Below are 23087 nucleotides of genomic sequence, written 5' to 3' on the forward strand. Positions count from 1 at the left end.
GCGGGAGAAATTTCCCCATGTCGAAAGTCACACAACCTGAAAGCTATGGGAAATTGATATTTGTTTGTGAGGCAGTTATGACTAATTCGAACCATGAGATCGGAAGAGAGAAGGCGTCTTCTCTTTCCAATATCGAGAGGATGCACGTAACGATTCTGGATTTTCCTTCCCGATCTATTTTTCTCACCTGACTTTGAAAAGAAACGTCTTGGCAAGGCGTCTCTGAAACTGGAATCGGCCCACCAGGCGAACAGCGCCGTGGCAATGACACCGCAGACAATCAGGTAACCGGCGACGGGTCTCTGAAGTAGCGGGTCGCCGGAGAAAAGATCCGTTCCTGCCCCGTGACGGATGTCAGTTCCGCCATCGCCTGCAGGAGCGCAGCGGCGCTCACCGGCTTGAACAGCATCGGCACCCCCGATGACTGTGCACGCCGCAGTTGCTGCGGGGCTGTCTCGCCAGTTATCAGCAGAAGGGGAATGTCGAGCTGAAAGCGCTCGAGCAAGCGCAGGCCGACCTCGAGTCCATCTCCCCCGTCGGCCAGCCGGTAGTCGCACAAGAGCATCGAGAACGGAAGGCTTTTCGCATCCGGGTGCGTCAATGCTTCGACCGCATGCGATTCGTCCGTCACAGCCACCACATCGACGGCGTGCGCACGCAGCAGTGCCGCCATGGCCAGGCGAATCTCCGCTTCATCGTCGATCAGCAGCACCGGCCCGGGCAGGTTCGGTGCAGCAAGGCTGCGATGCGCGGGCATCTCCAGTTCATCGAGCAGCAGTTCGGCCGGCGCGGTGATCGCTGCCTCGGCTTGCGGCAGGACCACGCGGAAATGCGTGCCACGTCCCGGTCGCGAGTGCACCTCGATCGGGTGAGACATCAGGTGCGACAGGCGCTGGACGATCGACAGCCCGATTCCGAGTCCGCGCGCCCGGTCGCGGCCCGGGTTGTCGACCTGATAGAACTCCTCGAAGATGCGGCTCAACTGCTCAGGCGCAATGCCGACGCCGGTGTCGCGAACCTCCAGCCACACCTTGTCGCCTCGCCGCCGCGCGACCACGCTCACACCGCCCTCGTGGGTGTACTTCAAGGCGTTGTCGACCAGATTCGAAAGCAGGCGGAACAGCAGCTGGATGTCGCTGCGCACCCACATGCCACTGGCACGGATGCGCAATTGCAGACCCTTCTGCTCAGCGTAGGGGGTGAAGGTCTGGTTGAGGACAAGAAGCAGCGCATCGAGTTCCAGTGCCTGCGGTTCGGACACGACGACGCCCGCATCGAGATGCGACACGTCGAGCATGGTGTCCAGTGACGCGCCGAGCGCGTCGACGGCGCGCATCAGGCGTTTGGCATTCGTTCTTTCAGGATGGTCGTGCAATGCGGTTTCCATGGCCGCACCGAACAGTGCAATGGCATGCATCGGCTGGCGCAGGTCGTGGCTGGCCGCGGCAAGAAAGCGGGTCTTTTCCGCGCTGGCGCGCTCCACGGCGGCGATGCGTTCGCGCAACTGTGCGGCGAGCATCTCGTTCTCGAACTGCAACATCAAGGAGGCTGTCAGCCGCTTGTTCTGCTTCACCCCTTCGTGCAGTGTCAGTACCAGATTGGCGAAACTGAAGAGCGCCAGAAACCAGTGCAGCGTGCCACCGTGCCAGATCAAGGCAAGAATCAGCCCGCCCATCACGGGGATGCCGCAGCCGAACATGGCCCCCTTGATCGGCCAACGGGCCTGAATGGCCCGGGTCCAACTGACCATGATCACGACGATCACAACGGTCGTCATTGCCGGGCTCTGGATGAGCACGAGGAACAAGGCGCATGGCAGCGCCGTGGTCACGCTGACCAGCGTGACGATCCACGTGTAGCGGCGCGCCCAATGGTGGCTTTCGGACAAGGGGACATCCGGCGTCCACCGCGGCGCAAGCAAGGCATACAGATTCATCGACACGACGGCGGCGACCATGCCGATCACCAGCAGGTGGTGGGTCGAATCGATGTTGAAGTAGCCGAAGATGCCAATGGCAATGGCGAAGCCGATGTGCGCACAGGTGGCCGTCGTGTGCGCGGCATACACCGAGGCCACGTGTTCGCGGAGCACCCGATGGTCCAGATCGGCGGCCGCCGGGGCCTGATGCATCGATCGGGCAGCGTCATTCATGAATTGGCCCTTCGTTCTTGTTTCTTCGACGATCGCGTTGCACCTCCTGCGGTGAATCAACGCAGGCTGCTGATCAGTTCCGCGCGCGATTGCACACCGAACAGCAAGAGGATCGTCGAAACATAGTTCTTCACCGTGCCTTCGCGCAACTCGGCCAACAGTGCGATCTCCTTGTTGGACTTGCCTTCGAGAATCATCTGCAGCACACGCGCCTGGCTTCCTGTCAGCGAACTCAGGGCGCCACCAGCGGCACGGCGGGGTGCCCGCGCAACCCACCTGGACGTACCTGGCAGGCCATCGACAACGTCTCTCCCGAGCAGGCCGCAGGCACGGATGAAGCTCACTACCTCCTTGAGGTTGGCCGACTTCGGCAAGAACGCGCTGGCGCCCTGAGCCAACGCACTTTGCGCAATGGCGTTCTGGGCCAGCGCGGTGGCGCCGGCGCCTGACAACGCGACCACGCGGGCCTGCGGATAACGCTGGAGAAAAACGGACACGCCGCTCAGGCCTCGTGTGTCAGGAAGTGCCAGATCGAGCAACACCAACCCGATGCTCGCCTGAGAGCGCTCATACACCGCCAGTGCCTGCGCCATGCTGCTGGCTTCGAAGACCTCGACCGCAGGCCCGTCGGGCGAGGCCTGCGCCTGGAGCAAGGCACGCACACCCAGGCGCACCAGGTCGTGGTCGTCCACGATCAGGATGGCTGACGCTCGGGTCGGCGCAAGAGTGCTCATGGCGCGCATGTTAGGGTCATGCACCGCCGGCTGATAGTGACGAAAGTCAACTCACCCGCAGACCTTCATTCCTTTTTCAGCCCCATTTGCAGCGCCGTCTGCCCAAAGCGCGCAAGGTCTGCCCGGGCCCGCGCAGCTGCGTCGCCAGGCGAACTGCCAACCGGCATCCACCCCGCATCGATCAGGCGCTGGCGCGCCTCGGGCCGCGCCATGCCCTGGACGATCACCGCGTTGAGCCTGTCGATGACGGCCTGCGGCGTGCCCTTGGGCGCGGCCAGACCGAACCATCCCGAGGTCACGAAGCCCGGCAGCCCCGCCTCCTGCGCGGTGGGCACGCCGGGCAGCGATTCGCTGCGCTCGCGCGTCGTGACGAACAGCGCGCGCACCTTGCCGGCCTGCACGTTCGCCACCTGCGCGGCGGCGTTGTCGATCATGGCGTCGATGTGGCCGCCGAGCAGGTCGGCGATCGCACCGGTTCCGCCCTTGTAGGGAACGACGTTGGCCGAGATGCCGGCCGCCTTCATGAACATCATCTGCGTCAGGTGGGCCTGCGTGCCCACGCCTGCATTCGCGAACGAGATCTTTCCCGGATTCGCCTTGGCATGGGCGATGAATTCCTTGAGGGTGCGTGCGGGAAAGTCCGGCCTTGTCACGACCACGAAGGGAATGTCGACCAGGATCGTGATGGGCGCCAGGTCTTCCACCGGCTTGTACTTCAGGTCGTACAGGTAGGGATTGACGGCCATCGTTCCGCTGGCCACGAGCACCAGCGTGTGCCCGTCCGGGTTGGCGCGCACGGCCTGCTGCAGCGCCATCGATCCACCGGCGCCCGGCTTCGCGTCGACGATGACCGGCTGGCCGAGCGCCTTGGCCATGAGGTCGGCGATCTGGCGCGTCATGGCGTCGGTGGCGCCGCCAGCCGCGTAAGGAAAGACGATGGTGATCGGCTTGCTGGGATAAACCGGGCCGGCCGCTCGCACCGCGGTGGCAAGCGATACCGCACACACAGACACGGCAGCATTCAACACGAAGGTTCGGCGATGGATCGTCATGCGGGCATCTCAACGTATCTGAGCGGAAGAAGCAAGGATGCGGCCTGTTCGGCGACGCGCATCAACGCGGGCACCATGTCGGACTGATACCAGTGTTCCTGATGCAGGAGGTTCAGGGAACCGATCGTGCGGCCGTCGTGCCGGATCGGCACGTTGATGGCAGACCGGCAGCCCAGCGCATCGATCAGCGCATGGTCCGGGAACGCGCGGCGGCAGTCTTCCTGATCAGCGCAGATGCGCGCCCGACCGCCCTGCACCACCTCGCGAAAGAAGTCGTTGTCATGGTGCAGTGGCTTGGTACCGCCGCACGGATACGCCACCGGGTCGCTCGTGTACAGGCGCCGGGACGCCGCAAGGCTGGAGTCGATCGCCAGCACGGTGAACAGCCGGTGCCCCGGAAACCGCCGCAGCGCGTGGTCCAGGGCCTCGAAGGAAGCCGGCTCGATGGCTCTCACTGCGCAATGCCCAGCCGATCGATGATGGGCCCCCAGGCGGCTGACTCGCGCTGCGTGAACTTCAAGACATCGGCCGGGGTCGACTTGACGCCGATCAGCATCTGGCCGGCCAGGCGTTCCTTCATCTCGGGCGTGTCCAGGGCCTTGTTGATCTCGGCGTTGAGCCGCGCGACCGCGTCGCCGGGTGCGCCCGCACGGGCCACCAGGGAGTACCAACCGGGCACCTCCATGTCGATGCCCAGCTCCTTGAACGTGGGCACGTCGGGCAGCTGCGCCAGCCGCCGCTCGCCGGTCACGGCCAATGGCACGAGCTTGCCGCTCTTGACCAGCGGCACGACGCCAACGGGGACGGTGGTCATCACCGGCGTGTCGCCCGCCATCACGCTGGTCAGCGCGTTGGGGCCACCGGCGCCGCTGATGGGCACGTGCTGCATCTGGATGCCGGTGCGCGACTTCAGCAGCTCGCTCGCAAGATGGGTGGAGTTGCCGATGCCGGCGGATGCAAAGCTGAGCCGCTGCGGCTCGGCTTTGGCCATCTTGATGAGCTCGGGCAGCGTCTTCACGCCCAGGCTCGGCGACACGACCGTCACGAACGGGGTGTTCGCGATGACAGCGACGCCGGTGAAGTCGCGCGCCGGCTGGTGCCCCAGCGACTTGTACAGGTGCGGGTTCCACGACATGTTCGAGACGCCGGCCAGGAACAGCGTGTAGCCGTCCGCGGGCTGCGAGAGCACATAGGCCGCAGCCAGCGTGCCGTTGGCGCCGGGCCGGCTCTCCACCACGACGCTCTGCCCGATGCTCTTGGCGAGCACATCGGCCAGCGTGCGCGCCAAGGTGTCCGGCCCTGAGCCGGCCGGCTGCGGGACCACGACCTTGATCGGTTTGGAAGGAAAGCCCTGCGCGAAGGCGGGTGCAGCGAGCAGCGAAGCTGCAACGGCCAACGCGGAAAGCATGGTGCGACGGGTGGTCATGGGGAGGTCGAGGTGGGTAGGTTGCGAAAGCAGATGCGGGCGGGCGTCGGTCTCAACCCACGGTGGCGTAGTCGAGCGACTTGGGCGTGGCGGTGAGCACGCGCGGCGTCGCGCCCACCACGACCGTGTCGTCGATGCGAAAGCCGCCCACGCCGTAGACGTACAGGCCGGGCTCGGCCGAATAGACCTCGTTGTCGCGCAGCGGGCGCTGGCTGAAGGCCATGTCCTCCGGGTACTCGTGGTGCACGATGCCGATGGCGTGGCCCGTGCGGTGACGGATGCAGTCGGCAAAGCCGGCGCGCTCGATCACGGCCTGCGCCGCGGCGTCGATCGCGCACACGGGCCGGCCTGTCACGGCCGCGCCGATGGCCGCATCGGTCGCGTCGCGCGCGGCTGTCCACAGTGCCTTCTTCTGCTCGTCGGGACGCCCGCAGAACCAGGTGCGTTCGTTCTCGATCGTCAGGCCGTTGAGCCGGGGAATGACGATGTTGACCAGCACGTCGCCTTCACGGATGCGCGCGCCGCAGGAAGCACCGTCACCGTGCGGCGAGGCCGACGCCGGGCCGCTGAGCGTCCAGCAGCGCACGACCTCGAACTGCTCGCCGGGGAAGCGCTCGGCGGCCTCCTGCACGAACAGGCTGGCCATGGCGCAGTCCATCTCCTGCACCAGGCGGCCGGGCTTGATCGCTTCGCGGTAGCGGTCCTGCAGCCAGTCCGTCAGCCCGGCCATGGCCTGCATGACGGCCAGTTCCTCGGCGTGCTTCTGCCAGCGCAGGCTGCGCACTTCCGCGGTGGCGACGCGCACGTTCAGGTCGGGCAGCAGGCGCTGCACGGCCGCCATCACGCCGCTGCCGGCATCCAGCGCGATGCGCGAGCGGCGCAGGCCGGCGCGGCTCAGGCGCTCGGCGAGGATCTCGGGGAGCTGCGACACGAGCGGCAGGCGGTTGCTCACCATCGGATGCTCGGCATAGAACATCACGTCCGTGATCCACACCTTGTGCGCCTCCATCGAGAAGCGCATGTGGTTCGTCGACAGCTCGTTCATGACCAGGAAGCCCTCGCCCTGGCGCGGCACCACCGCGAAGATCGGCCGCTCCCAGGGCTGCACGTCGGTGTGGAAGTTGGTGGCGAACTGAAAGAAATCGGCGGTGGTGAACACCAGCGCATCGACGGCGAGTTCGTCCATCAACCGGACCATCTGGTCGTGGCGGTACCGCCAGACGGCTTGCGTCAGCTTGGGCATGTGTCGTTTCCTTGAAGAGGGCCGGAGGCATCCGGCAGGTTGTCTGAACAGCTCGGGGGTACGGGCTACAGCGCGTCGAACTCGACCACGCCGGCCTTCATCACCAGGGGAATGCGCTCGCCCTGCCCCAACAGGCAATCGAGGTTGCGCATCGGGTCGCCATCGACCAGCAACAGGTCGGCCAGCGCGCCCGGGATCAGCCGGCCGAGCCGGTCGCTCATTCCCAGCACCTCGGCGCCGATCAGCGTGGCGCTGGCGATGATCTCGGCCGGCGACAGCACCTGGGCACGCAGGCGGAACTCGTCGCTCTGCAGGCGATGCGATTCGCCCAGCAGGTCGGTGCCGAAGCCCATCTTCACGCCGGCCGACCTGTAGATCTCGAGCGAGCGCAGCCCGGCGCCGCGCACGTCTTCCACCTTGGCCACGCTGGCGGGCGGCAGCCCCAGCGCCGCGCCTTCGTTGGCGAGCGCGTCGTAGGTCACCAGCGTGGGCACCACATAGGCGCCGTGCGCGGCCATGAGCGCGGCGGTGGGTGCATCGACCAGATTGCCGTGCTCGATCGTGCGCACGCCGCAGCGCACCACGCGCTGGATCGCGGCCGGGGTGTAGGCGTGGGCCAGCACGTAGGTGTTGCGGGCCGCGGCCTCCCCGACGATGGCGCGGATCTCGTCCTCGCTGTAGCCCAGGGCATCGACCGGGTCGGTGGGCGACGCCACGCCGCCGCCGGCCATGATCTTGATCTGGTCGGCGCCCATCTGCAGTTCTTCGCGCACGGCCTTGCGCACGGCGTCCACGCCGTCGGCCACGCGGGCGAGCATGCCCACGCGGGCGCAGTTGGGGCACACGGCGTTGGCCACCAGGTAGTCGGAGCGCGCGCGGCCGTCGCCATGGCCGCCGGTCTGGCTCAGTGCGCGGCCCGAGACGAACAGGCGCGGCCCCTGCGCCAGCCCCGACTGCACCGCCTGCTTGAACGCATCGCCCGCGCCGGCGGCGTCGCGCACGGTGGTGAAGCCGCGGCGCAGCATGCCGCGCAGGATCGGCAGACTGCGCAGCGTCGCCAGCACGTTGGGCATCAGCGCCTGGCGCTGCAGGTTCAGGTCGACGGCCACCACGTGCACATGCAGGTCGATCAGGCCGGGCATCACGGTCTTGCCTGCGGCGTCGATGACCCGCGCATCGCGCGCCACGATCGGCCGGTCGGACACCTCACGGATGGTGTCGCCCTCGATCAGGATGTCGTGGCGGTCCTGCAGCTCGGGCTTCAGCGGATCGAGCAGGCGGGCGTTCTTGACGAGGATCTGAGTCATGGGTCTGTTTGCCGGGTTCCGAGGGCATGAGCGGTGAGGAATGACGGGATCGTAGGATCGCGTCACAATTCCGAAAAATTTATATGCTGAATCCACTCCATTGACCATGTGAATGGTTTCAGCCTCCCCTGCCCATGAATTACCGCAACGCCGATCTCAACCTGCTGAAGGTCTTCGAAGCCCTCATGAACGAAGGCAATGTGACGCGCGCCGCGTCCAAGCTGTCGCTCACGCAGCCCACGGTCAGCAACGCGTTGCGCCGGCTGCGCGAAACCTACGGCGACCCTATGTTCGTGCGCAACGGCGCGGGCATCCGCCCGACGCGGCGCGCCACGGAGTTGTGGGCGCCGCTGGCGCGCTCGCTGCGCACCATCCGGGGCACGCTCGAGGGCGAGAGCTTCGATGCCTCACAAAGCGACGCCCGCCTGACGGTCTCGATGACCGACTACGTGGCCTGCATCGTCGCCCCCCGCCTGCTCGAACGGCTCGGCGAACTCGCGCCAGGGATGCGGCTGCACACCCACCCCGGCACGGTCGTGGACTTCGGGCAGTCGCTGGACGACAACCGGGCCGATTTCGCCATCGGCGCCTACAACGACGACGTGCAGCGCCCGGGCTTCATGCGCTCACGCCGGCTGTGGTCGGTGGACTTCGCCTGCTTCATGCGCAACGACCATCCGCTGGCGAAGCTGGACAAGATTCCGCTGAAGAAATTCCTGGCCGCCCGCCACCTCGACGTGAGCCTGGCGGGCCGTGTCGGTGGCATCTACGACCGCGTGCTGCAAAGCCGTGGCCTGCAGCGCAACCTCGTCAGCACGGTGAGTCACTACTCCGCAGCCTACGAGGCCGTACGCCGCTCCGACCTGATCGCCGTGCTGCCCTGGTCCGAGGGCCTGGAGACGATGCGCATGACGGGCCTCAAGCGCGTGGCGCCACCGCTGGCGGCGCCGGCGCGCACCGTCGAGTTGGTCTGGCACGAGCGGCACGAGACCTCGGCGCTGCACCAGTGGTTCATTGCTTTGGTCGTCGAGATGCTGGCGCGGGAGCCGGCTGCGCGCACTGCGCGGGCTAAGCCCGGAACCAGATCCTGAGCGTCACGTACATCGCGTAGCCCAAGCCCAGGACACACCATGCGATGAAAAACATGTTGGCCCAGTACTCACCTGCATGCGCCGCCAGTGTGTAGAGCTGCCCCACGCAGCCCTTTCCGACGCAGGGCACCTCGCCCCGGACCAGGGCGCGCAGCATGGCGAAGAAGAGGTAGCAGGTCACGCCAGCGGTCAGCAGGAATCCGACGGGCCCTACGAGCCCCTGGGTGAGTTCGCCCTTCTCATCGCGATAGCCCTTGCGCAGCAGCTTCTGTCCGTACCTGTACCAGGCATATCCGAGCAGGAGCATCAGGGCGTAGTAGAGGAAGGCGCGCATGGGTCCTGTGATCGTCGGGGTGTGGCGGGCGTGAGTGCTTCGGCAAGGATCGTAGCCGAGCAACTCACGCTCGCCACCCGCGCCCGCTACCGCGCGCTGGCCACGATGGCGATGCCCCGAATCTGCCCGGCGCCGGGCGCCTCCACTGGCTTCGCGTAGCGCGATGGCGCAAAGCGGTGCAGCAGCTCGGCCTCGCGCAGGCGCGCCGCATCCAGGTTCGCCAGCTTCACATGGCCGAAGCCGCGCACCGACAGCGGCAGCGCCGCGATGCGTGCGGCCGTCGGCTGGTTGTCGGGCGTCAGCGCGGTGGCCATTTCCTGCAGCAGGCGGTCGAAGTGATCGATCAGCCCGCGCTCGGTGCGGCGTTCCGCCGTGTGGCCGAACAGGTCGAAGGGCGTGCCGCGCAGGCGCTTGCCGTGGGCCAGCCATTTCATCGCTGGCAGCATCCATGCACCGAGGCGAATCTTGGCGGATGCCTGCCCGTGCGCGGGGCGGGAGAGCAGTGGCGGGGCCATGTGGAACTCGAGCTTCAGGTCGCCTTCGAACTGGTCCTTCAGCTTCTGCAGGAACGCGCCGTCGGTGTACAGGCGCGCGACCTCGTACTCGTCCTTGTAGCTCATGAGCTTCAAGAGGCTGCGCGCCGCGTTGCGCGTGAAAGGCAGGCTCGCGTCGCCGCCCGGCATTGCGGATTCGACCGCCTGCAGTGCGCGAATGCGCTGCTCGAAGCGCGCGGCCCATGCAGCGTTCTGGTAGCCGGTGAGATGGCGACGCGCATCGGCGAGCAGCGCGTCCAGCGGGCGGTCGTCGACCTGGTGCGCCGCCGCCTCGACCGGTGCCGCGCGCAATTGGTCGAGCGCCGCCGGGTCGCCAGCCGCGAGCCGCCCCAGCGAGAACGCCGACTGGTTGGCCGCCACGGCCACGCCGTTGAGTTCGATCGCGTGCATGAGCGCCTCGAGGCTCAGCGGCACGAGGCCGCGCTGCCACGCATAGCCGGTGGCCACGATGTTCGCGGCCAGCGTGTCGCCGAGGAACTCTTCGGCCAGGCTCTGCGCATCGAAGGTCTCGACCTGTTCCTCGCCCGCGACGAAGCGCATCTTCTCCAGCAGCAGATCGACATGCAGGTCGGCATCAGGGTTGCGCAGCGACTCGGCCACCGGGATCTCGTGGATGTTGGCGAGCACGCGCGTGCGCCCGTGCCGCACGGTCTGCAGCGCGTCGGCCGAGGCGCCCACCACCACGTCGCACGCCAGGATGGCGTCGGCCTGCTGCGTGTCGATGCGCACCTGGTTCAGGCGCTCGGGCGTGTCGGCCAGCCGCACGAAGCTCAGCACCGATCCGCCCTTCTGCGCGAAGCCCATGAAGTCGAGCACGCTGGCCGACTTGGCCTCGAGGTGCGCGGCCATCGCGATGACCGCGCCCACCGTCACCACGCCGGTGCCGCCCACGCCGGTCACGAGCAGGTCGTACGGGCCGGTCCACGCATGCGGTGCGGGATGCGCGAGCGCGCCCACGCGGTGCAGGAAGGCATCGCGCCCGGCCGCGAGCGCCCCGCTCTTGCGGCGCAGCTTGCCGCCCGTGACGCCCACGAAGCTGGGGCAGAAGCCCTTGGCGCAGGAGTAGTCCTTGTTGCAGCTGGTCTGGTCGATCTTGCGCTTGCGGCCCATCGGCGTCTCGTGCGGCAGCACGGCCACGCAGTTGCTCTGCACGGTGCAGTCGCCGCAGCCCTCGCACACGGCCTCGTTGATGAACAGGCGCTTGGGCGGATCGGCCAGCTCGCCCTTCTTGCGGCGGCGGCGCTTCTCGGCGGCGCAGGTCTGCTCGTAGATGAGCACGGTCACGCCGGGCATCTCGCGCAGGCGGCGCTGCACCTCGTCGAGCGCGGCGCGGTCATGGAACTCGGTGCCCGCCGGAAACTTGCTCTTGATGGTGTCGTAGTGATGGATGGCATCGCTCACCACCACCACCTTGGTGACGCCTTCCGATTCCACCTGCCGCGCAATGGCGTCCACGCTGATGACGCCGTCGACCGGCTGGCCGCCCGTCATCGCGACCGCGTCGTTGAACAGGATCTTGTAGGTGAGCGTGGCCTTGGCCGCGACGGCCTGGCGGATCGCGAGGTAGCCCGAGTGGTAGTAAGTGCCGTCGCCCAGGTTCTGGAACACGTGCGGCGTCTTGGTGAACATGGCGTGCGAGATCCAGTCGACGCCCTCCCCGCCCATCTGGATCAGGCCCGCCGTGCTGCGGTCCATCCAGTTGGCCATGAAGTGGCAGCCGATGCCCGCGCGCGCCGTCGAGCCTTCGGGCACCTTGGTGCTGGTGTTGTGCGGGCAGCCGGCGCAAAAGTACGGCACGCGCTTGACCGCATCGCTCGCGTTGGCCAGCAGCTCGGGCGGCGTGAAGTCGCGCACGTGCTGCAGGTGATCGCCCAGGTCGTGGTTCTCGGGAAAGTGCGCGGCCAGCCAGTGCGCGACCAGTTCGATGAGGCGCGAAGGCCGCAGCTCGCCGAGCGCCGACACCAGCGGCTGCCCCGCATGGTCGTGCTTGCCCACGAGCACGGGGCGCGCCTCGGGCGGTGCGTTGTAGAAGATGTCGCGCAGCTGCGTCTCGACCACCGCGCCCTTCTCTTCCACGATGAGGATCTCGCCGAGCCCGCGCGCGAATTCCTTGAGGCGCGTCTGCTCGAGCGGAAAGCTCAGGCCGATCTTGTACAGCCGCACACCGGCGCGCGCGAGCTGATCGGGCGAGAGTTCGAGCCGGCGCAGCACCTCCATCAAATCGTGGTGCGCCTTGCCGCAGGTGACGATGCCCACCTTGGCATGCGGGCTCACGATGACGTGGCGGTCGATGCTGTTGCGTTGTGTGAAGGCGGCCACGGCCGCGAGCTTGTCTTCCAGCCGCGACTCGATGCGCAGCGACGGCAGGTCGGGCCAGCGGTAGTGCAGGCCGTCGGGCGGCGCGGCGTGGCCGGTGGCGGCGCGCACGGCATCGGCGTCTTCCCAGGCGGCCACGCGTGTGTTCACCGCATCGAGGTCCACCGTGCCCGCGCTCTCCACGATTTCCGACAGCGCCGCCATGCCGACCCACGCGCCCGAATAGCGCGACAGCTCGTAGCCGTACAGGCCGAACTCCAGGTACTCGGCCACGCTGGCGGGCTGCATCACCGGCATGCGCCAGGCCATGAAGGCGTGGTCGCTCTGGTGCGGCATCGACGACGACACGCAGCCGTGGTCATCGCCCGCCACCACCAGCACGCCGCCGTGCGGCGACGAGCCATACGCATTGCCGTGCTTGAGCGCATCGCCCGCGCGGTCCACGCCCGGGCCCTTGCCGTACCACATGGCATACACGCCATCGACGGTGCGCTCGGGGTCGGATTCGACACGCTGCGTGCCCAGCACCTGCGTGGCCGCGAGCTCCTCGTTCACGGCGGGCACGAAGCGGATGCCGGTCTTCTTGAAGCGCTCGCCGGCCTTCCAGATGGCCTGGTCGACCATGCCCAGCGGCGAGCCGCGGTAGCCGCTGACGAAGCCCTGCGTGTGCAGGCCGCGCGCCGCGTCGCGCTGGCCCTGCATCGCCAGGATGCGGATCAACGCCTGCGTGCCGGTGAGGAAGACCGAGCCGGCATCGGCCCAGAGGTTGTCGGAAAGTTGGTAGTCGGGCCGTCGGAGTGCGGTCGCTTCAAGTGGGGCGTTCATGCCCGAAATTGTTCTGCGCCCCCCCAAGTAAGTGTTTCTTCAATACACTGGCGCAGACCCTTGTTTGAAGAAGAATTCACTCGAAAATCACGATGAACGTCGGTTCTGTTTCTCTTGACGAGCATTGCCTCAAGATTCTTTCTGCACTGCAGCATGACGGCCGGCAGACCGTGCAGCAGATTTCCGAGGCCGTGGGCCTGTCGCCCACGCCCTGCTGGAAGCGCATCAAGGACATGGAGGCGGCCGGCGTCATCCGCGGCTACACCGCGCTCGTCGATCCCGAGCACGTGGGCCTGCACGTGTCGGCCGTGGCCGAGGTGAACCTCGACCGCCACAGCGAGGCGATGGTGCAGCGCTTCGAAGAAGCCGTGGCCGCGAGCCCGCAGATCATCCGCTGCGTGTCGGCCACCGGCCCCGCGGACTACATCCTCAACGTGACCGTGCCCGACATGAAGCACTACGAGCGCTTCCTGCACGAGGTGCTGTTCAGCCTGCCCGGCGTAACGCACGTGCGCTCGAGCATCGTGCTGCGCGAGATCAAGTCGGAAACGGCGCTGCCGCTCGGGCACCTGCTGGATGCGAAGGCCGGGCTGGCGGGGTCACGGCGGTCGCCGTGAGGCGTGGCGCAGTGGCCTCTAGCACTTGCGCCGGATGACGTACGCGTTCTGCGCCAACTCGAAGCCGAGTGTCGGGTAGTAAGACATCGCGTCGGGTGCCGAGAGCAGGATCAGCGACACCTCGTCGCCGATGATCGCCTGCGTGCGCTGCACGAGTTCCCGGCCGATGCCATGGCCCTGGTACTTCTTGTCCACCGCCAGGTCCGACAGGTAGCAGCAGTACGCATGGTCGGTCAGCGACCGCGACAACCCCACCAGTTCGTTGTCGACCCAGGCCGACAGCAGGAGGCTGGGGGCGGCGAACATCCGCGCAATGCGGGCGAGATCGTTCGTGGGGCGCTTGATGCCGGAGCGGTCGAAGACGCGGGCGACCTCGACCGGGTCCAGGGGCACGTCCTGACGGTAGTCGATGGTGATGTGGTTCATGTGTTTCCTGGGTAGCGCCTGCGCCAGCGTCATTCCGTCTCGGAAGACCCGAGCTTCTTCAGTTCAGCGAACTTGGCCGCCATCGTCGGGTTGCCGCGGGTCAGTTTCTTGATCGTCACGTCCTGTGCCTTGTCGTTCGCAAGGCGCAGGTTGCGGTCGGTGCCGAGCAGCGCTTCCTTCGTCTTCTGCAGGTGGTCGATCGACTTGTCGATCTCCGCGATCGCCTTCTGGAAGTGGCCGTGGGCCAGGTCGTAGTTCCTGCCGAAGGCCGCCTTGAAGGTTTCCAGCTCGGTCTCGAACTTCGTGATGTCGATGTTCTGCGCCTTGACCAGCGCCAGCTCCGACTTGTACTTGAGCGAATTCATCGCCGCATTGCGCAGCAGCGTGATGATGGGCAGGAAGAACTGCGGGCGCACGACATACATCTTCGGGTAGCGATGGAACACGTCGACGATCCCGGTGTTGTACAGCTCGTTGTCGGGCTCGAGCAGCGACACCAGCACCGCGTACTCGCAGCCTTTTTCGGTGCGGTCCTTGTCGAGTTCCTTCAGGAAGTCTTCGTTCCTGTTCTTCGTGGCCGTGCGGTCGTTCTCGTTCTTCATCTCGAACATGATCGAGACGATCTCGGTGCCCGCCTCGTCCGCGTCGCGGAAGATGTAGTCGCCCTTGCTGCCCGTGCGCGCGTCGTTGTCCTTCTCGAAGTAGGCGCGGGGAAACGCCATCGACCGGATGCGGTTGAACTCGGTTTCGCAATGCTGCTCCAGGGTCTCGCCCACCATCTTGGTCGACAGGCGCGCCTTCATGTCGCGCAGCCGCTCGATCGCGTCGTCGCGGTCCTTGATCTGCGTTTCGTACTTGTCCTTGAGCGATTTCTCGGCGAGCTGCTTCTCGAGCTCCGCCCGCTCGAGGCCGCTCTTCCACTGGTCCCGCTCCTTCTCGACCACGCTGACAGCCTCGCTGATCGCGAGCTTCTTCGCCACCTCGATGGCGTCGAGCCGGGCCTTCAGTTCCTGGATCTCCACGTCCTTCGCGGCGGCGCTCTTCTGCAGTTCGCCCACGTGCCGCGCCTCGGCGAGCGCGGTGGCGGCCAGCTTGTCCTGCTTGGCCTTTTCGAGCTCGTTGGCGAGCGCGTCGCGCTCCCGCTCCACGGCGCCCAGGGCCTCGCTCACGGCGAGCTTGCGCGCGACATCGCCGGCTTCGAGCTTCGCCTTGAGTTCCTGGATCTCGCCGTCCTTGGCGGCGGCGGCCTTCTGCAGTTCGCCAGCGGCCCGGGTCTGGGCGAGTTCGACGGCAGCGCGCTTGTCGCGCTCGGCCAGTTCCAGCCGCTCGTGCAACTGCTTCTCGAAATCGCCGTCGCGCACCTGCTTCAGGATGTCCGCGTAACCGGCTTCATCGATCTTGAATGCCTTGCTGCAATGGGGGCAGATGATTTCGTGCATGGCTATGTGCGCTCCATCGTCAGGGTGGGCGTCGACAAGAGAGGGAGTGCAGCGAAGCGCCGCGCCGTTCGGGCGGGATCGCAGGGAGTGATGCTGTTCATAGGGTCAGGGACATGGAGCCATCCGACTGTAGCCGGACAGGAAGCGCCGGCGAGCGGCAGGCGCTTGAAGACCGAGACCGACGTCTGCGAGCGGATGATCGGCTCTCGATCACGTTGCTAGAATCGCCGCTGCAAAAATCGACTCTGACCTATTCAGAGCTCCATCCAGCCGTAAGCGTTTACGTCAACCAACGCATCACCAGTGGCACCCGCATGCCGACTGGCGGTGTGCGTGGGTCGCTTCGGTGCTCATCGTCCCGCCCATTCGACCGGCTGGTGCTGCCTTTGAAAACTCAAGGAGCGGCGCTCGATGACGAACGTCCAAACAAACTCTTCTTCCCTGCGCACGTTGGTCTGGATGACCCTCGCGCTATTTCTCGCTTACCTGTCTGTCGCCATGTCGATGCCGGCTGTGACGCTCCATGTCTCGCAGACGCTGGGCATGGGCAATGTCGCGTCCGGCCTGGGTGTCGGCATTGCTTTCCTGTCCACCATCCTGAGTCGCGGCTGGGCGGGCAGGCTGGCTGACGAACGCGGCGGCAAGTTCGCCATGTTCCGGGGCCTTGTCCTCTATGCGGCGGCATCGCTCCTGTGCTGGGCGTCCTCGCTGCCGATGCTGGGCCATGGCGTCGGCGCGTACCTGGTTCTTCTGGTGGGGCGTCTCGTGCTGGGCCTCGGCGAAAGCTTCGCGCTCGTCGGCATGCTGGGCTGGGCCATGGCGGCCATGGGCCCCGCGCGTTCCGGGCAGGTCATAGCACTCGTCGGCACCGGCATGTATGGCGCTTTCGCGGTAGGCGGCCCGCTGGGCCTCTGGCTGCTGGAGCGGCTCGGCTTCGCCGGCCTGATGGCGGGCAGCATCGCCTTGCCGCTGGTCAGCGGCGCAATGCTGTGGTCCATCGCGCCCGCCATGTCGGCTCAGGGGCGCCGCGCGCCGTTCTCCGATGTGCTGGGGCTCATCTGGAAGCAAGGCGCAGTCGTGGGCCTGCAAGGCGTCGGCTTTGCGGCCTTGGGTGCGTTCTTCCCCTTGTACTTCCTGGCCCATGGCTGGCAGGGTGCCGGCTACGGACTGACATGCTTCGGCCTGGGCTTCGTCCTGGTACGACTGCTGGCGGGTCGCTTGCCCGACCGCATCGGCGGAATCAAAGTGGCGCTCGTCTCCCTGGCGATCGAGGCCGTGGGTCAAGCGCTGCTGTGGCTGGCACCCCATCCCGCCGTGGCGATGGTGGGCGCACTGCTGACCGGCATGGGGTGCTCGATGGTCTTCCCCGCCATGGGACTGGAGGCCGTCAAGCGCGTGCCCGCCCACCTGCGCGGAACGGCCATCGGCGGCTTCGCGGCGTTCCAGGATCTGGCGTACGGCGTCACAGGCCCGATGGCGGGGCTGATTGCTGACCACTACGGTCACGACAGTGTGTTCCTGGTGGGGCTGATCGCGACGGTTGTGGGGATCGGGATGACGTGGCGGCTTGCGAGGGGGTCGCAGGCGGGGCGGGCTTCGACGCTGGTCTGAGGCTGTGGCAGGTCGACCGAAGGCCTGCTCCGGGCTGGGATTTCAAGCAAAGGACCGTCGATATTTGACGAGCCCGCGCTTGATCGAGGCATCGAAGCCGCAGCGCTCGAAGAACCGATGGGCGTCCTCACGCTCCACCGAACTCAGCAACATGATCTTCGAGCAATCGCTCGCCGCACAAAACGCCTCGACCTCCCGCATCAGCGCGGCCCCGACCCCTCGGTTGCGAGCGGCCGCGTCGACGACGACGTTCTCCACGACAGCGAACGGCTGCCGCTTGTACATCACGTCTTCGCACAGCGAGACCAGCACCGTGGCGCACACCTGGCCGTCGATCTCCGCGACAAGAAGCGCCGTCCGCGGGTCTTCGTACAACTCCTGCAGGCGCTCGGGCAGCACGCAGCGCGCCGCGTCTGCGACCAGTTGACCGTAGAGCGCATCGATGCGCGCGGCGTCCTCAAACTTCGCGCGTCGGACCTGGAGGGTCGCGGTGGGCATGGCGGTTGTCTTCATTGAATGAAGTCTGCTTCAGGAGAAGTCCGCTTCTGACCGAAATTGACTACGCGTCGAACCAATGGGCATGCATCTGCCGCAAGAACTCATCGGACAAGGGAACCCCCGACGCAGCGCCGATGACCGAGTCGATGGCGCATCTCGGGCACAGCGCGGTCGAACCTTGATCGGTCCATTCAACGATCTCCGCTGGCGAGAACTTTGCGAAGCAATAGAAGCAGCCGCAGACCTCGCTCGTCTCGATCTGCTCTCTGTGGTTGCTGCTGAAAGCGTGCGCAGAAATGATGTCCACGGTTGGCTCCTGGCCCTATCGTTCGCCATGGGGCAACTTCGCCACACCGCGAACCTTCGTCCAATACTCGTCCTGAGCGTCTGCGTCCACGATGGGCCGAACATGCGTCGCGTAGAGGGCATCTCTCCCATCGCGTCGAGGCCCTGAAATCCAATAGTGCTCGCCGGTTTCAACGTCGAAATAATTCGACTTGAAACCGTCCCCCTTCAGGCTGCGGAAGGACTTCCCTGCGTAGTACAGCGTGGCCCCGGACTTGGAGCACGTGACTCGCCCAATGCGAGCCGGCCCCGTCAGGCCGCCTGTCTTCGCTTCGATGTACATGATGCGGCTTGCCATCAGCTCCTGCTCCCGTTGTGATGAAGGGGAAGTTGTTCCGGACCACTATTGGCGGCATTCTGCCGTCAGGCCGATCTCCACCGCACCTCGCTGAACCGCATGCGTCGAAGGTCGCCCTGCGACTCCAACCGCCCGGACTCGACAAGCAAGGCAACCCGTCTCGCGAAGAACGCATCGGGAACGTCCTCCGTGTGATCGGGCATCGACAGCATCGCCATGCCAACCACGCGCGCCACCTTGCGCCATTGGCCGGACACTTGCGAAAGAAGCGCCGCGTCGATGAGCGCCAGGTCCGACTCAGGCAGCCTGGCTACCTGCTCACGCTCGGCGGGTGAGAGTTCGGTGTCGAAGGTGTCGTCGTCAATCATTGTTCTGAAACCCCATGAGGCGTGCCCCGGGTGGACATCCGCTTCCGGCCGGATTCTGCCGAATACCTTGCGCCTGCGAGGCATGCAATGCCCACATAGACTGTCCTCATGTCCCAATCCGCGCCCGCCTTCAGCACGTCGTCCACCACCAACAACTACGCCGAGAAGACCGCCCGCCTGGTCCCAGGCCTGCACGACCTGCAGACGATGGCAGCCCTGCTCGTCGCCGAGCGCGCACCGGATGCGGCCAACGTGCTGGTCATCGGCGCCGGCGGTGGCATGGAGTTGAAGGTGCTCGCGCAGGCGCATCCCCGGTGGCATTTCGTCGGCGTCGATCCGTCGCAGCCCATGCTCGACCTCGCCGCGGAAACGCTCGGTGCGCTCGCCGAGCGGGTCGCGCTGCACCACGGCTACACCGACACCGCACCCGAAGGCCCGTTCGATGCGGCGACCTGCCTGTTGACGATGCACTTCCTGACGCTCGATGAACGCAGGTCGACGCTGATGGAAATTCGTCACCGCCTGAAGCCCGGTGCGCCGTTCGTCATGGCGCATCTCAGCTTTCCCCAGGCGGGTGGGGAGCGAGAGCTGTGGCTCTCGCGTTACGTCGCCTTCGCGGCGGCTTCTGGTGTCGATCCGGACAACGCGCGCAAGGCCGCATCCGCGATCGGTTCCACGCTGACGCTGCTCAGCCCGGCGCAGGAAGAGGCACTGCTGGAAGAGACGGGTTTCACCAACGTCCGCTTGTTCTATGCGGGCCTGGCATTCAGAGGCTGGGTCGCGCAAGCCTGAGCCGAATCCTCACTCGGGCGTTCGCAACTCCGCCCACGCCGTCAACATCTTCACCTGCGTGCGCAGCCAGCTCGTCGGCATCGACTGCGTGCCCCACACCGCGATGCGGCCCGCGTGTTCGCCCATGAGCCAAAACTGCCGTACCGCCATGAAGGCGGCGATGGCGTCGACGTCCGCCGAAGGCAACGGACGCACGCTGCGGTAGCCCGCCAGGTAGCTGCGCCAGCGCGCCAGCGACGTCGCATCGAGCGTTCCGCCCGCAGTGCGCGGGTGCATCGCCCACAGGTACACGCACAGGTCGTAGGCCAGCCAGCCGGGGCCCGCGTCGTCGAAGTCGAAGAACGAGGCGACGCGCACGCCGTCAAGACCCTCCGTCACGAAGTTGTTCATGCCGTGGCAATCGCCGTGCCCGTGAACGCGCGTCAAGGCCGGCATCGCGGCGATGCGGGCTTCGAGCGCGCGCGCGATGGCGCCGAACTCCGGGCGCAGCGCGTCGGTCATGGTGGGCGCGGCGTGCAGGCGCTCCAGCGACGCGTGCAGCAGGTCGGGCAGTTCCAGGGTGTAGCGGCTGGCGGGGCCGTGGTAGTCCTGCGCGGCGTCGTGCAGCAGTGCCAGGCCGCGGCCGGTGGCTTCAACGTCGGGCAGCACGTCGCCGGGCACGTCGCCGTCGAGGTGCTCGAACAGGATCAGCGGACGCTCGCCCTCGGGCAGGTCCATCGCGACAGCATGTGCGCCGTCGCGTGCCGCCAGCGCGCCGGCCACCGGAACGCCCTTGGCCTTCAGGTGCACGAGCAGTGCCGTTTCGTAGCCGATGTTGGGGGCGCCGCGCGGGCGGTCGGCGCTCAGGCGCGCGACGGCGTGGCGGCCGTCGGCAAACTGCAGGCCGTAGACATGGTTGAAGCTGCGCCGCAGCAGCTCGCACGACCGGACCTCGCCGAAGTCGTAGGCCTGCGCCACCTTCTCCGCGATGGCGGCGCCCGTGGGCGTGGTCTGTGCGATCTGGGCAGAGCGGGCGGGCGTCGTCACGGGTGCGGCCTTTCGGGAGCGTGGGGCGCGCGATTCTGCCCTACCCTGCGCCGCCTCGCCGCATGGCGTCAACGCTCCAGATCGCGATCGAGCGAGGCGCCCCCGTCCCCCACCTGCCGCCACGCAGGCGCCAGCGCCTTGCGCGCCGCATTGAGTTCGGCCATCGAGATGTGCAGCTCCGCCATGGTCTGCACCAGCAGCTCGAGCAGCGCGGCGCGCTGGCGCAGTCGCACGGTTTCGGCGCGGCGCGCGCGTTGGGCCTGGCGCGCCGCGGCCTGGATGGCGCGGCCCGTGGGCGAGTCGTGCGAGGGATGGTGGTGGTCGTCCACGGACAGGCCGGATGCGGCGCGCATGGGCAGTGGCATCACGCGGCGGCGGGCACACCCTGGACGGCGGCGGTGGCAGCAGCGGCGTCGGCATTCGCCGCGTCGCCGCGCGTCTCGGCGGCGGGGCCGTAGTTGCGCAGGTGCAGGAAGAACTCGCCCATCATCTGCATCCACAGCCGCACGGCAAAGGCCAGGTAGGCGGGGCTGACGCCGCCGGCCACGACCACGTCCATCTCGAGCACGACGAAGTCGCCGTGCTGCGCCACGCGCGCAAAGCGCTTGCTGCGGTGCCAGGCGGCGAGCACGGCCTCGGGCAGCGTGCCGCCCTGCACGCGCAGCGGGCAGCTCAGGGTGAAGTCGGTGTACTGGGTGGTGGTGACGGCGTTGCCCCACAGCACCTGGAAGCCGATGCCGTGGCTGGCGCTGTGCAGGCGCACCACGCCATCCTGTTCGATGGCGGTGACGGCGCCGCCGGCGGCCTTGATGGCGTCCGACACCTGGTCGGGCGTGACGGCGTCGAGCATCTCGAAAGGCGCCGGCGTGGCGGCCTGGTCGTCGGTGTCCGGGGTCGTGGCGGTGGTGTTCATGGTGTGGTTGTTCTTTCAGGAAAAAGGGGGAATGTGTTCAGTTGGTTTTCTTGAGCGCGGCGTCGAGCGCGGCGCTGTCGATGCTCAGTTGCGCCGGCGGCGCCAGCTGGGCCATGTAGGCCTGCACCAGCTGCTGCTGGCGTTGCTGGCGCAGCGCGGCCTGCAGTTGCGGCTTCATCTCCTCGAGGGTGGCGGTGCGCGCAGGCTGGGTGTCGAGCAGCTTGACGATGTGGAAGCCGGCCTCGGCCTGCACCGGTTCGCTGACCTGGCCCTGCTTGAGCTTGGCCACGGTGTCGCGCAGCTCGGGCAGGATGCGCGCGAGCGGCAGCGTGTCGACCTCGCCCCCGCGTTCGGCGCTGCGGCGGTCCTGCGAGCTGGCGCGCGCCACGGCGGCGAAGTCGCCGCTGCGTGCCTGCCTGGCGAGGCGGTTGGCTTCGTCGCGCACCTTGGCGATGGCGGCCGGGTCGCGCTCGGGCGTGGCCAGGTAGATCTGCGCCACGCGGTAGGTGGCCGGCAGGTTGAAGCCGGTCTTGCCCTGGTCGTAGGCAGCCTTCACCTCGGCGTCCGACGGAAAGCCCGCGGGCACCTGGCTCACGGATTCGAGGTAGCTGGTGGCGACGATGCGCGCGGTGATCTCGCGCGTGGCGGCGTCGATCTTGGCCTTCACGTCGGGCCGGTCGGCCCAGCCCTTGGCGCGGGCGTCGCGCAGCAGCGCTTCGCTCACGAGGCGTTGGCGCAGCCAGCCGTCGAGGCTCGCGCGGTCGGCCTTGACGGCGGCGCGTTCGGTCTCGGGCAGGGTCTGCAGCAGCTTCTCGATCTCGTCCTGGCCGATGGTCACTTCGCCGATGCGCGCGACCACGGCGGGGCCGGGCGCGGCGGGCTGCTGCGCGGCGGCCACGCCGACCGACGAGACGAGCAGCACGCCGGCTGCCGCGCGCAGGCGGCGGCCGAGCCCAGCTGCGGGGGTTGCTTGTGTCTGGGTCATTGGGGCTTTCCTTCCGTGGCGGATGCAGCCGCCGCTGGCGCCGGCGCGCTCACGGCGCGCACGTCGAAGCGGCTCTCGTAAAGCTTGTCGCCGTACTGCTGCGCGATCTGTTCGTACTTGACGCGGCTTTGCGCCGCGAAGGGTTGGCGCGAGGCGAGCACGCTGCCCACGTCCATGGTTTCGTAGGCGCGCAGCACTTCCTGCCCGACGGCATACAGCTGCGTGTTCTTGGCCTCGCACTGCGTGAGCGCGGTGCGCTGCAGCGCGGCCTCGCCGGCCAGGCGCTGGCGCTCGGCCTCGGAGGCGCGCGCCATCTTCAGCAGCTCGTCGTAGGCGCCGCGGAACTGCGCGATCTGCGCGCCCGCCTTCTCGCTCGCGGCCTGGGCCTGCTCGCGCAGCTGCGCGTTGCCGGCGCTGGCCTGGCCGCGCGCGTGGCGCTCGGACGCGAGCTGGGCCTGGCTAGCGGCCAGTTCCTTCTTCAGCGTCTCGAGTTCGGACGCGGCCGGCGGCGCGCCGGGTGCCGCGGGCGCCTTGCCCGCGGGCTGCCCGGCCTTGAGCGCGGCCAGCTCGTTCTGCGCCTGCTGCAGCTGGGTGGTGGTGGTGCGCAGCTGCGCGCGCAGCCGCTCCTCCATGCTCTGGCCCTGCGGCTGCTGGGCCTGCGCGACGCCGGCCGTGGCGGCCAGCGCGGCCAGGGCCAGCGCCGGGAAGATCGTTCGGGACACGGCGGACTCCTTC

General features: G+C 67.3%; 23 protein-coding genes. 4 read left to right on the top strand and 19 right to left on the bottom strand.

Annotation, left to right across the window (positions count from 1 at the left end; genetic code table 11):
* Positions 1–280: 280 nt before the first annotated feature.
* From AC07Y4_RS08735 to AC07Y4_RS08765, 7 genes are all read right to left on the bottom strand, one after another.
* Positions 281–2152: an ATP-binding response regulator gene (locus AC07Y4_RS08735; protein WP_495274402.1), complete on the bottom strand. Its 1872-nt coding sequence runs from the start codon at positions 2150–2152 to the stop codon at positions 281–283.
* 56 nt (positions 2153–2208) lie between these two features.
* Positions 2209–2886 carry a response regulator transcription factor gene (locus tag AC07Y4_RS08740; RefSeq protein WP_495274403.1) on the bottom strand — a complete coding sequence of 226 codons (678 nt, stop codon included), beginning with the start codon at positions 2884–2886 and terminating at the stop codon, positions 2209–2211.
* A 65-nt stretch (positions 2887–2951) separates the two neighbouring features.
* Complete coding sequence (locus AC07Y4_RS08745; protein ID WP_495274404.1) at positions 2952–3785, bottom strand: tripartite tricarboxylate transporter substrate binding protein; 834 nt, start codon at positions 3783–3785, stop codon at positions 2952–2954.
* 149 nt (positions 3786–3934) lie between these two features.
* Positions 3935–4393, bottom strand: coding sequence for a GAF domain-containing protein (locus tag AC07Y4_RS08750; RefSeq protein ID WP_495274405.1), 459 nt, complete (start codon positions 4391–4393; stop codon positions 3935–3937).
* The gene (locus AC07Y4_RS08755; protein WP_495274406.1) at positions 4390–5364 is read right to left on the bottom strand and encodes a Bug family tripartite tricarboxylate transporter substrate binding protein; all 975 of its coding nucleotides are present in this window, start codon (positions 5362–5364) and stop codon (positions 4390–4392) included. Before AC07Y4_RS08755 ends, AC07Y4_RS08750 begins: the two co-directional genes overlap by 4 nt.
* Positions 5365–5416: 52 nt before the next feature.
* Positions 5417–6607, bottom strand: coding sequence for a M24 family metallopeptidase (locus tag AC07Y4_RS08760; RefSeq protein WP_495274407.1), 1191 nt, complete (start codon positions 6605–6607; stop codon positions 5417–5419).
* Between the two features lie 65 nt (positions 6608–6672).
* Positions 6673–7914, bottom strand: a complete 1242-nt coding sequence (locus tag AC07Y4_RS08765; RefSeq protein ID WP_487848535.1) for a metal-dependent hydrolase family protein — start codon at positions 7912–7914, stop codon at positions 6673–6675.
* 134 nt (positions 7915–8048) lie between these two features.
* On the opposite strand from AC07Y4_RS08765, the gene AC07Y4_RS08770 reads away from it, so the two are divergent.
* On the top strand, positions 8049–9005 hold the full coding sequence (locus tag AC07Y4_RS08770) for a LysR family transcriptional regulator (protein WP_495274408.1): 957 nt from the start codon (positions 8049–8051) through the stop codon (positions 9003–9005).
* Here the strand turns inward: AC07Y4_RS08770 and AC07Y4_RS08775 are convergent.
* Together AC07Y4_RS08775 and AC07Y4_RS08780 are read right to left on the bottom strand one after the other, a co-directional pair.
* On the bottom strand, positions 8983–9339 hold the full coding sequence (locus AC07Y4_RS08775; RefSeq protein ID WP_487848533.1) for a hypothetical protein: 357 nt from the start codon (positions 9337–9339) through the stop codon (positions 8983–8985). The genes AC07Y4_RS08770 and AC07Y4_RS08775 overlap by 23 nt on opposite strands.
* Before the next feature lie 86 nt (positions 9340–9425).
* Positions 9426–13034 (bottom strand): indolepyruvate ferredoxin oxidoreductase family protein, encoded by a 3609-nt coding sequence (locus AC07Y4_RS08780; RefSeq protein WP_495274409.1) that lies wholly within the window; start codon positions 13032–13034, stop codon positions 9426–9428.
* 92 nt (positions 13035–13126) lie between these two features.
* On the opposite strand from AC07Y4_RS08780, the gene AC07Y4_RS08785 reads away from it, so the two are divergent.
* Positions 13127–13651, top strand: a complete 525-nt coding sequence (locus AC07Y4_RS08785; RefSeq protein ID WP_062474115.1) for an Lrp/AsnC family transcriptional regulator — start codon at positions 13127–13129, stop codon at positions 13649–13651.
* Positions 13652–13669: 18 nt separating this feature from the next.
* Here the strand turns inward: AC07Y4_RS08785 and AC07Y4_RS08790 are convergent, their stop codons facing one another.
* Together AC07Y4_RS08790 and AC07Y4_RS08795 are read right to left on the bottom strand one after the other, a co-directional pair.
* Entirely contained in the window at positions 13670–14077 is a 408-nt protein-coding gene (locus AC07Y4_RS08790; RefSeq protein ID WP_495274410.1) for a GNAT family N-acetyltransferase, read from the bottom strand.
* 29 nt (positions 14078–14106) lie between these two features.
* On the bottom strand, positions 14107–15516 hold the full coding sequence (locus AC07Y4_RS08795; RefSeq protein WP_095745864.1) for a DUF2130 domain-containing protein: 1410 nt from the start codon (positions 15514–15516) through the stop codon (positions 14107–14109).
* Between the two features lie 411 nt (positions 15517–15927).
* On the opposite strand from AC07Y4_RS08795, the gene AC07Y4_RS08800 reads away from it, so the two are divergent.
* Positions 15928–17127, top strand: a complete 1200-nt coding sequence (locus AC07Y4_RS08800; RefSeq protein WP_495274411.1) for an MFS transporter — start codon at positions 15928–15930, stop codon at positions 17125–17127.
* Positions 17128–17169: 42 nt separating this feature from the next.
* Here the strand turns inward: AC07Y4_RS08800 and AC07Y4_RS08805 are convergent, their stop codons facing one another.
* The 3 genes from AC07Y4_RS08805 to AC07Y4_RS08815 all read right to left on the bottom strand — a co-directional run bounded on the left by AC07Y4_RS08805 (position 17170) and on the right by AC07Y4_RS08815 (position 18636).
* Complete coding sequence (locus AC07Y4_RS08805; protein ID WP_495274412.1) at positions 17170–17625, bottom strand: GNAT family N-acetyltransferase; 456 nt, start codon at positions 17623–17625, stop codon at positions 17170–17172.
* Between the two features lie 61 nt (positions 17626–17686).
* Positions 17687–17932: a cytoplasmic protein gene (locus AC07Y4_RS08810; RefSeq protein WP_495274413.1), complete on the bottom strand. Its 246-nt coding sequence runs from the start codon at positions 17930–17932 to the stop codon at positions 17687–17689.
* 401 nt (positions 17933–18333) lie between these two features.
* A complete protein-coding gene (locus tag AC07Y4_RS08815; protein WP_495274414.1) occupies positions 18334–18636 on the bottom strand; it encodes a DUF3658 domain-containing protein in 303 nt (100 codons plus the stop codon).
* A 108-nt stretch (positions 18637–18744) separates the two neighbouring features.
* On the opposite strand from AC07Y4_RS08815, the gene AC07Y4_RS08820 reads away from it, so the two are divergent.
* The gene (locus AC07Y4_RS08820; protein WP_495274415.1) at positions 18745–19428 is read left to right on the top strand and encodes a class I SAM-dependent methyltransferase; all 684 of its coding nucleotides are present in this window, start codon (positions 18745–18747) and stop codon (positions 19426–19428) included.
* 9 nt (positions 19429–19437) lie between these two features.
* Here AC07Y4_RS08820 and AC07Y4_RS08825 read toward each other — a convergent pair whose 3' ends face one another.
* From AC07Y4_RS08825 to AC07Y4_RS08845, 5 genes are all read right to left on the bottom strand, one after another.
* On the bottom strand, positions 19438–20454 hold the full coding sequence (locus AC07Y4_RS08825) for a phosphotransferase enzyme family protein (RefSeq protein WP_495274416.1): 1017 nt from the start codon (positions 20452–20454) through the stop codon (positions 19438–19440).
* A 68-nt stretch (positions 20455–20522) separates the two neighbouring features.
* A complete protein-coding gene (locus AC07Y4_RS08830; RefSeq protein WP_070061194.1) occupies positions 20523–20807 on the bottom strand; it encodes a hypothetical protein in 285 nt (94 codons plus the stop codon).
* 11 nt (positions 20808–20818) lie between these two features.
* Positions 20819–21367 carry a YbjN domain-containing protein gene (locus AC07Y4_RS08835; RefSeq protein ID WP_369629306.1) on the bottom strand — a complete coding sequence of 183 codons (549 nt, stop codon included), beginning with the start codon at positions 21365–21367 and terminating at the stop codon, positions 20819–20821.
* A 37-nt stretch (positions 21368–21404) separates the two neighbouring features.
* A complete protein-coding gene (locus tag AC07Y4_RS08840) occupies positions 21405–22352 on the bottom strand; it encodes a peptidylprolyl isomerase (protein WP_495274417.1) in 948 nt (315 codons plus the stop codon).
* Positions 22349–23074 (bottom strand): hypothetical protein, encoded by a 726-nt coding sequence (locus tag AC07Y4_RS08845; protein WP_369646545.1) that lies wholly within the window; start codon positions 23072–23074, stop codon positions 22349–22351. The genes AC07Y4_RS08840 and AC07Y4_RS08845 overlap by 4 nt, the downstream gene beginning before the upstream one ends.
* Positions 23075–23087 lie beyond the last annotated feature (13 nt).

The sequence above is a fragment of the Variovorax sp. GW460-12-1-14-LB1 genome, assembly GCF_059423605.1.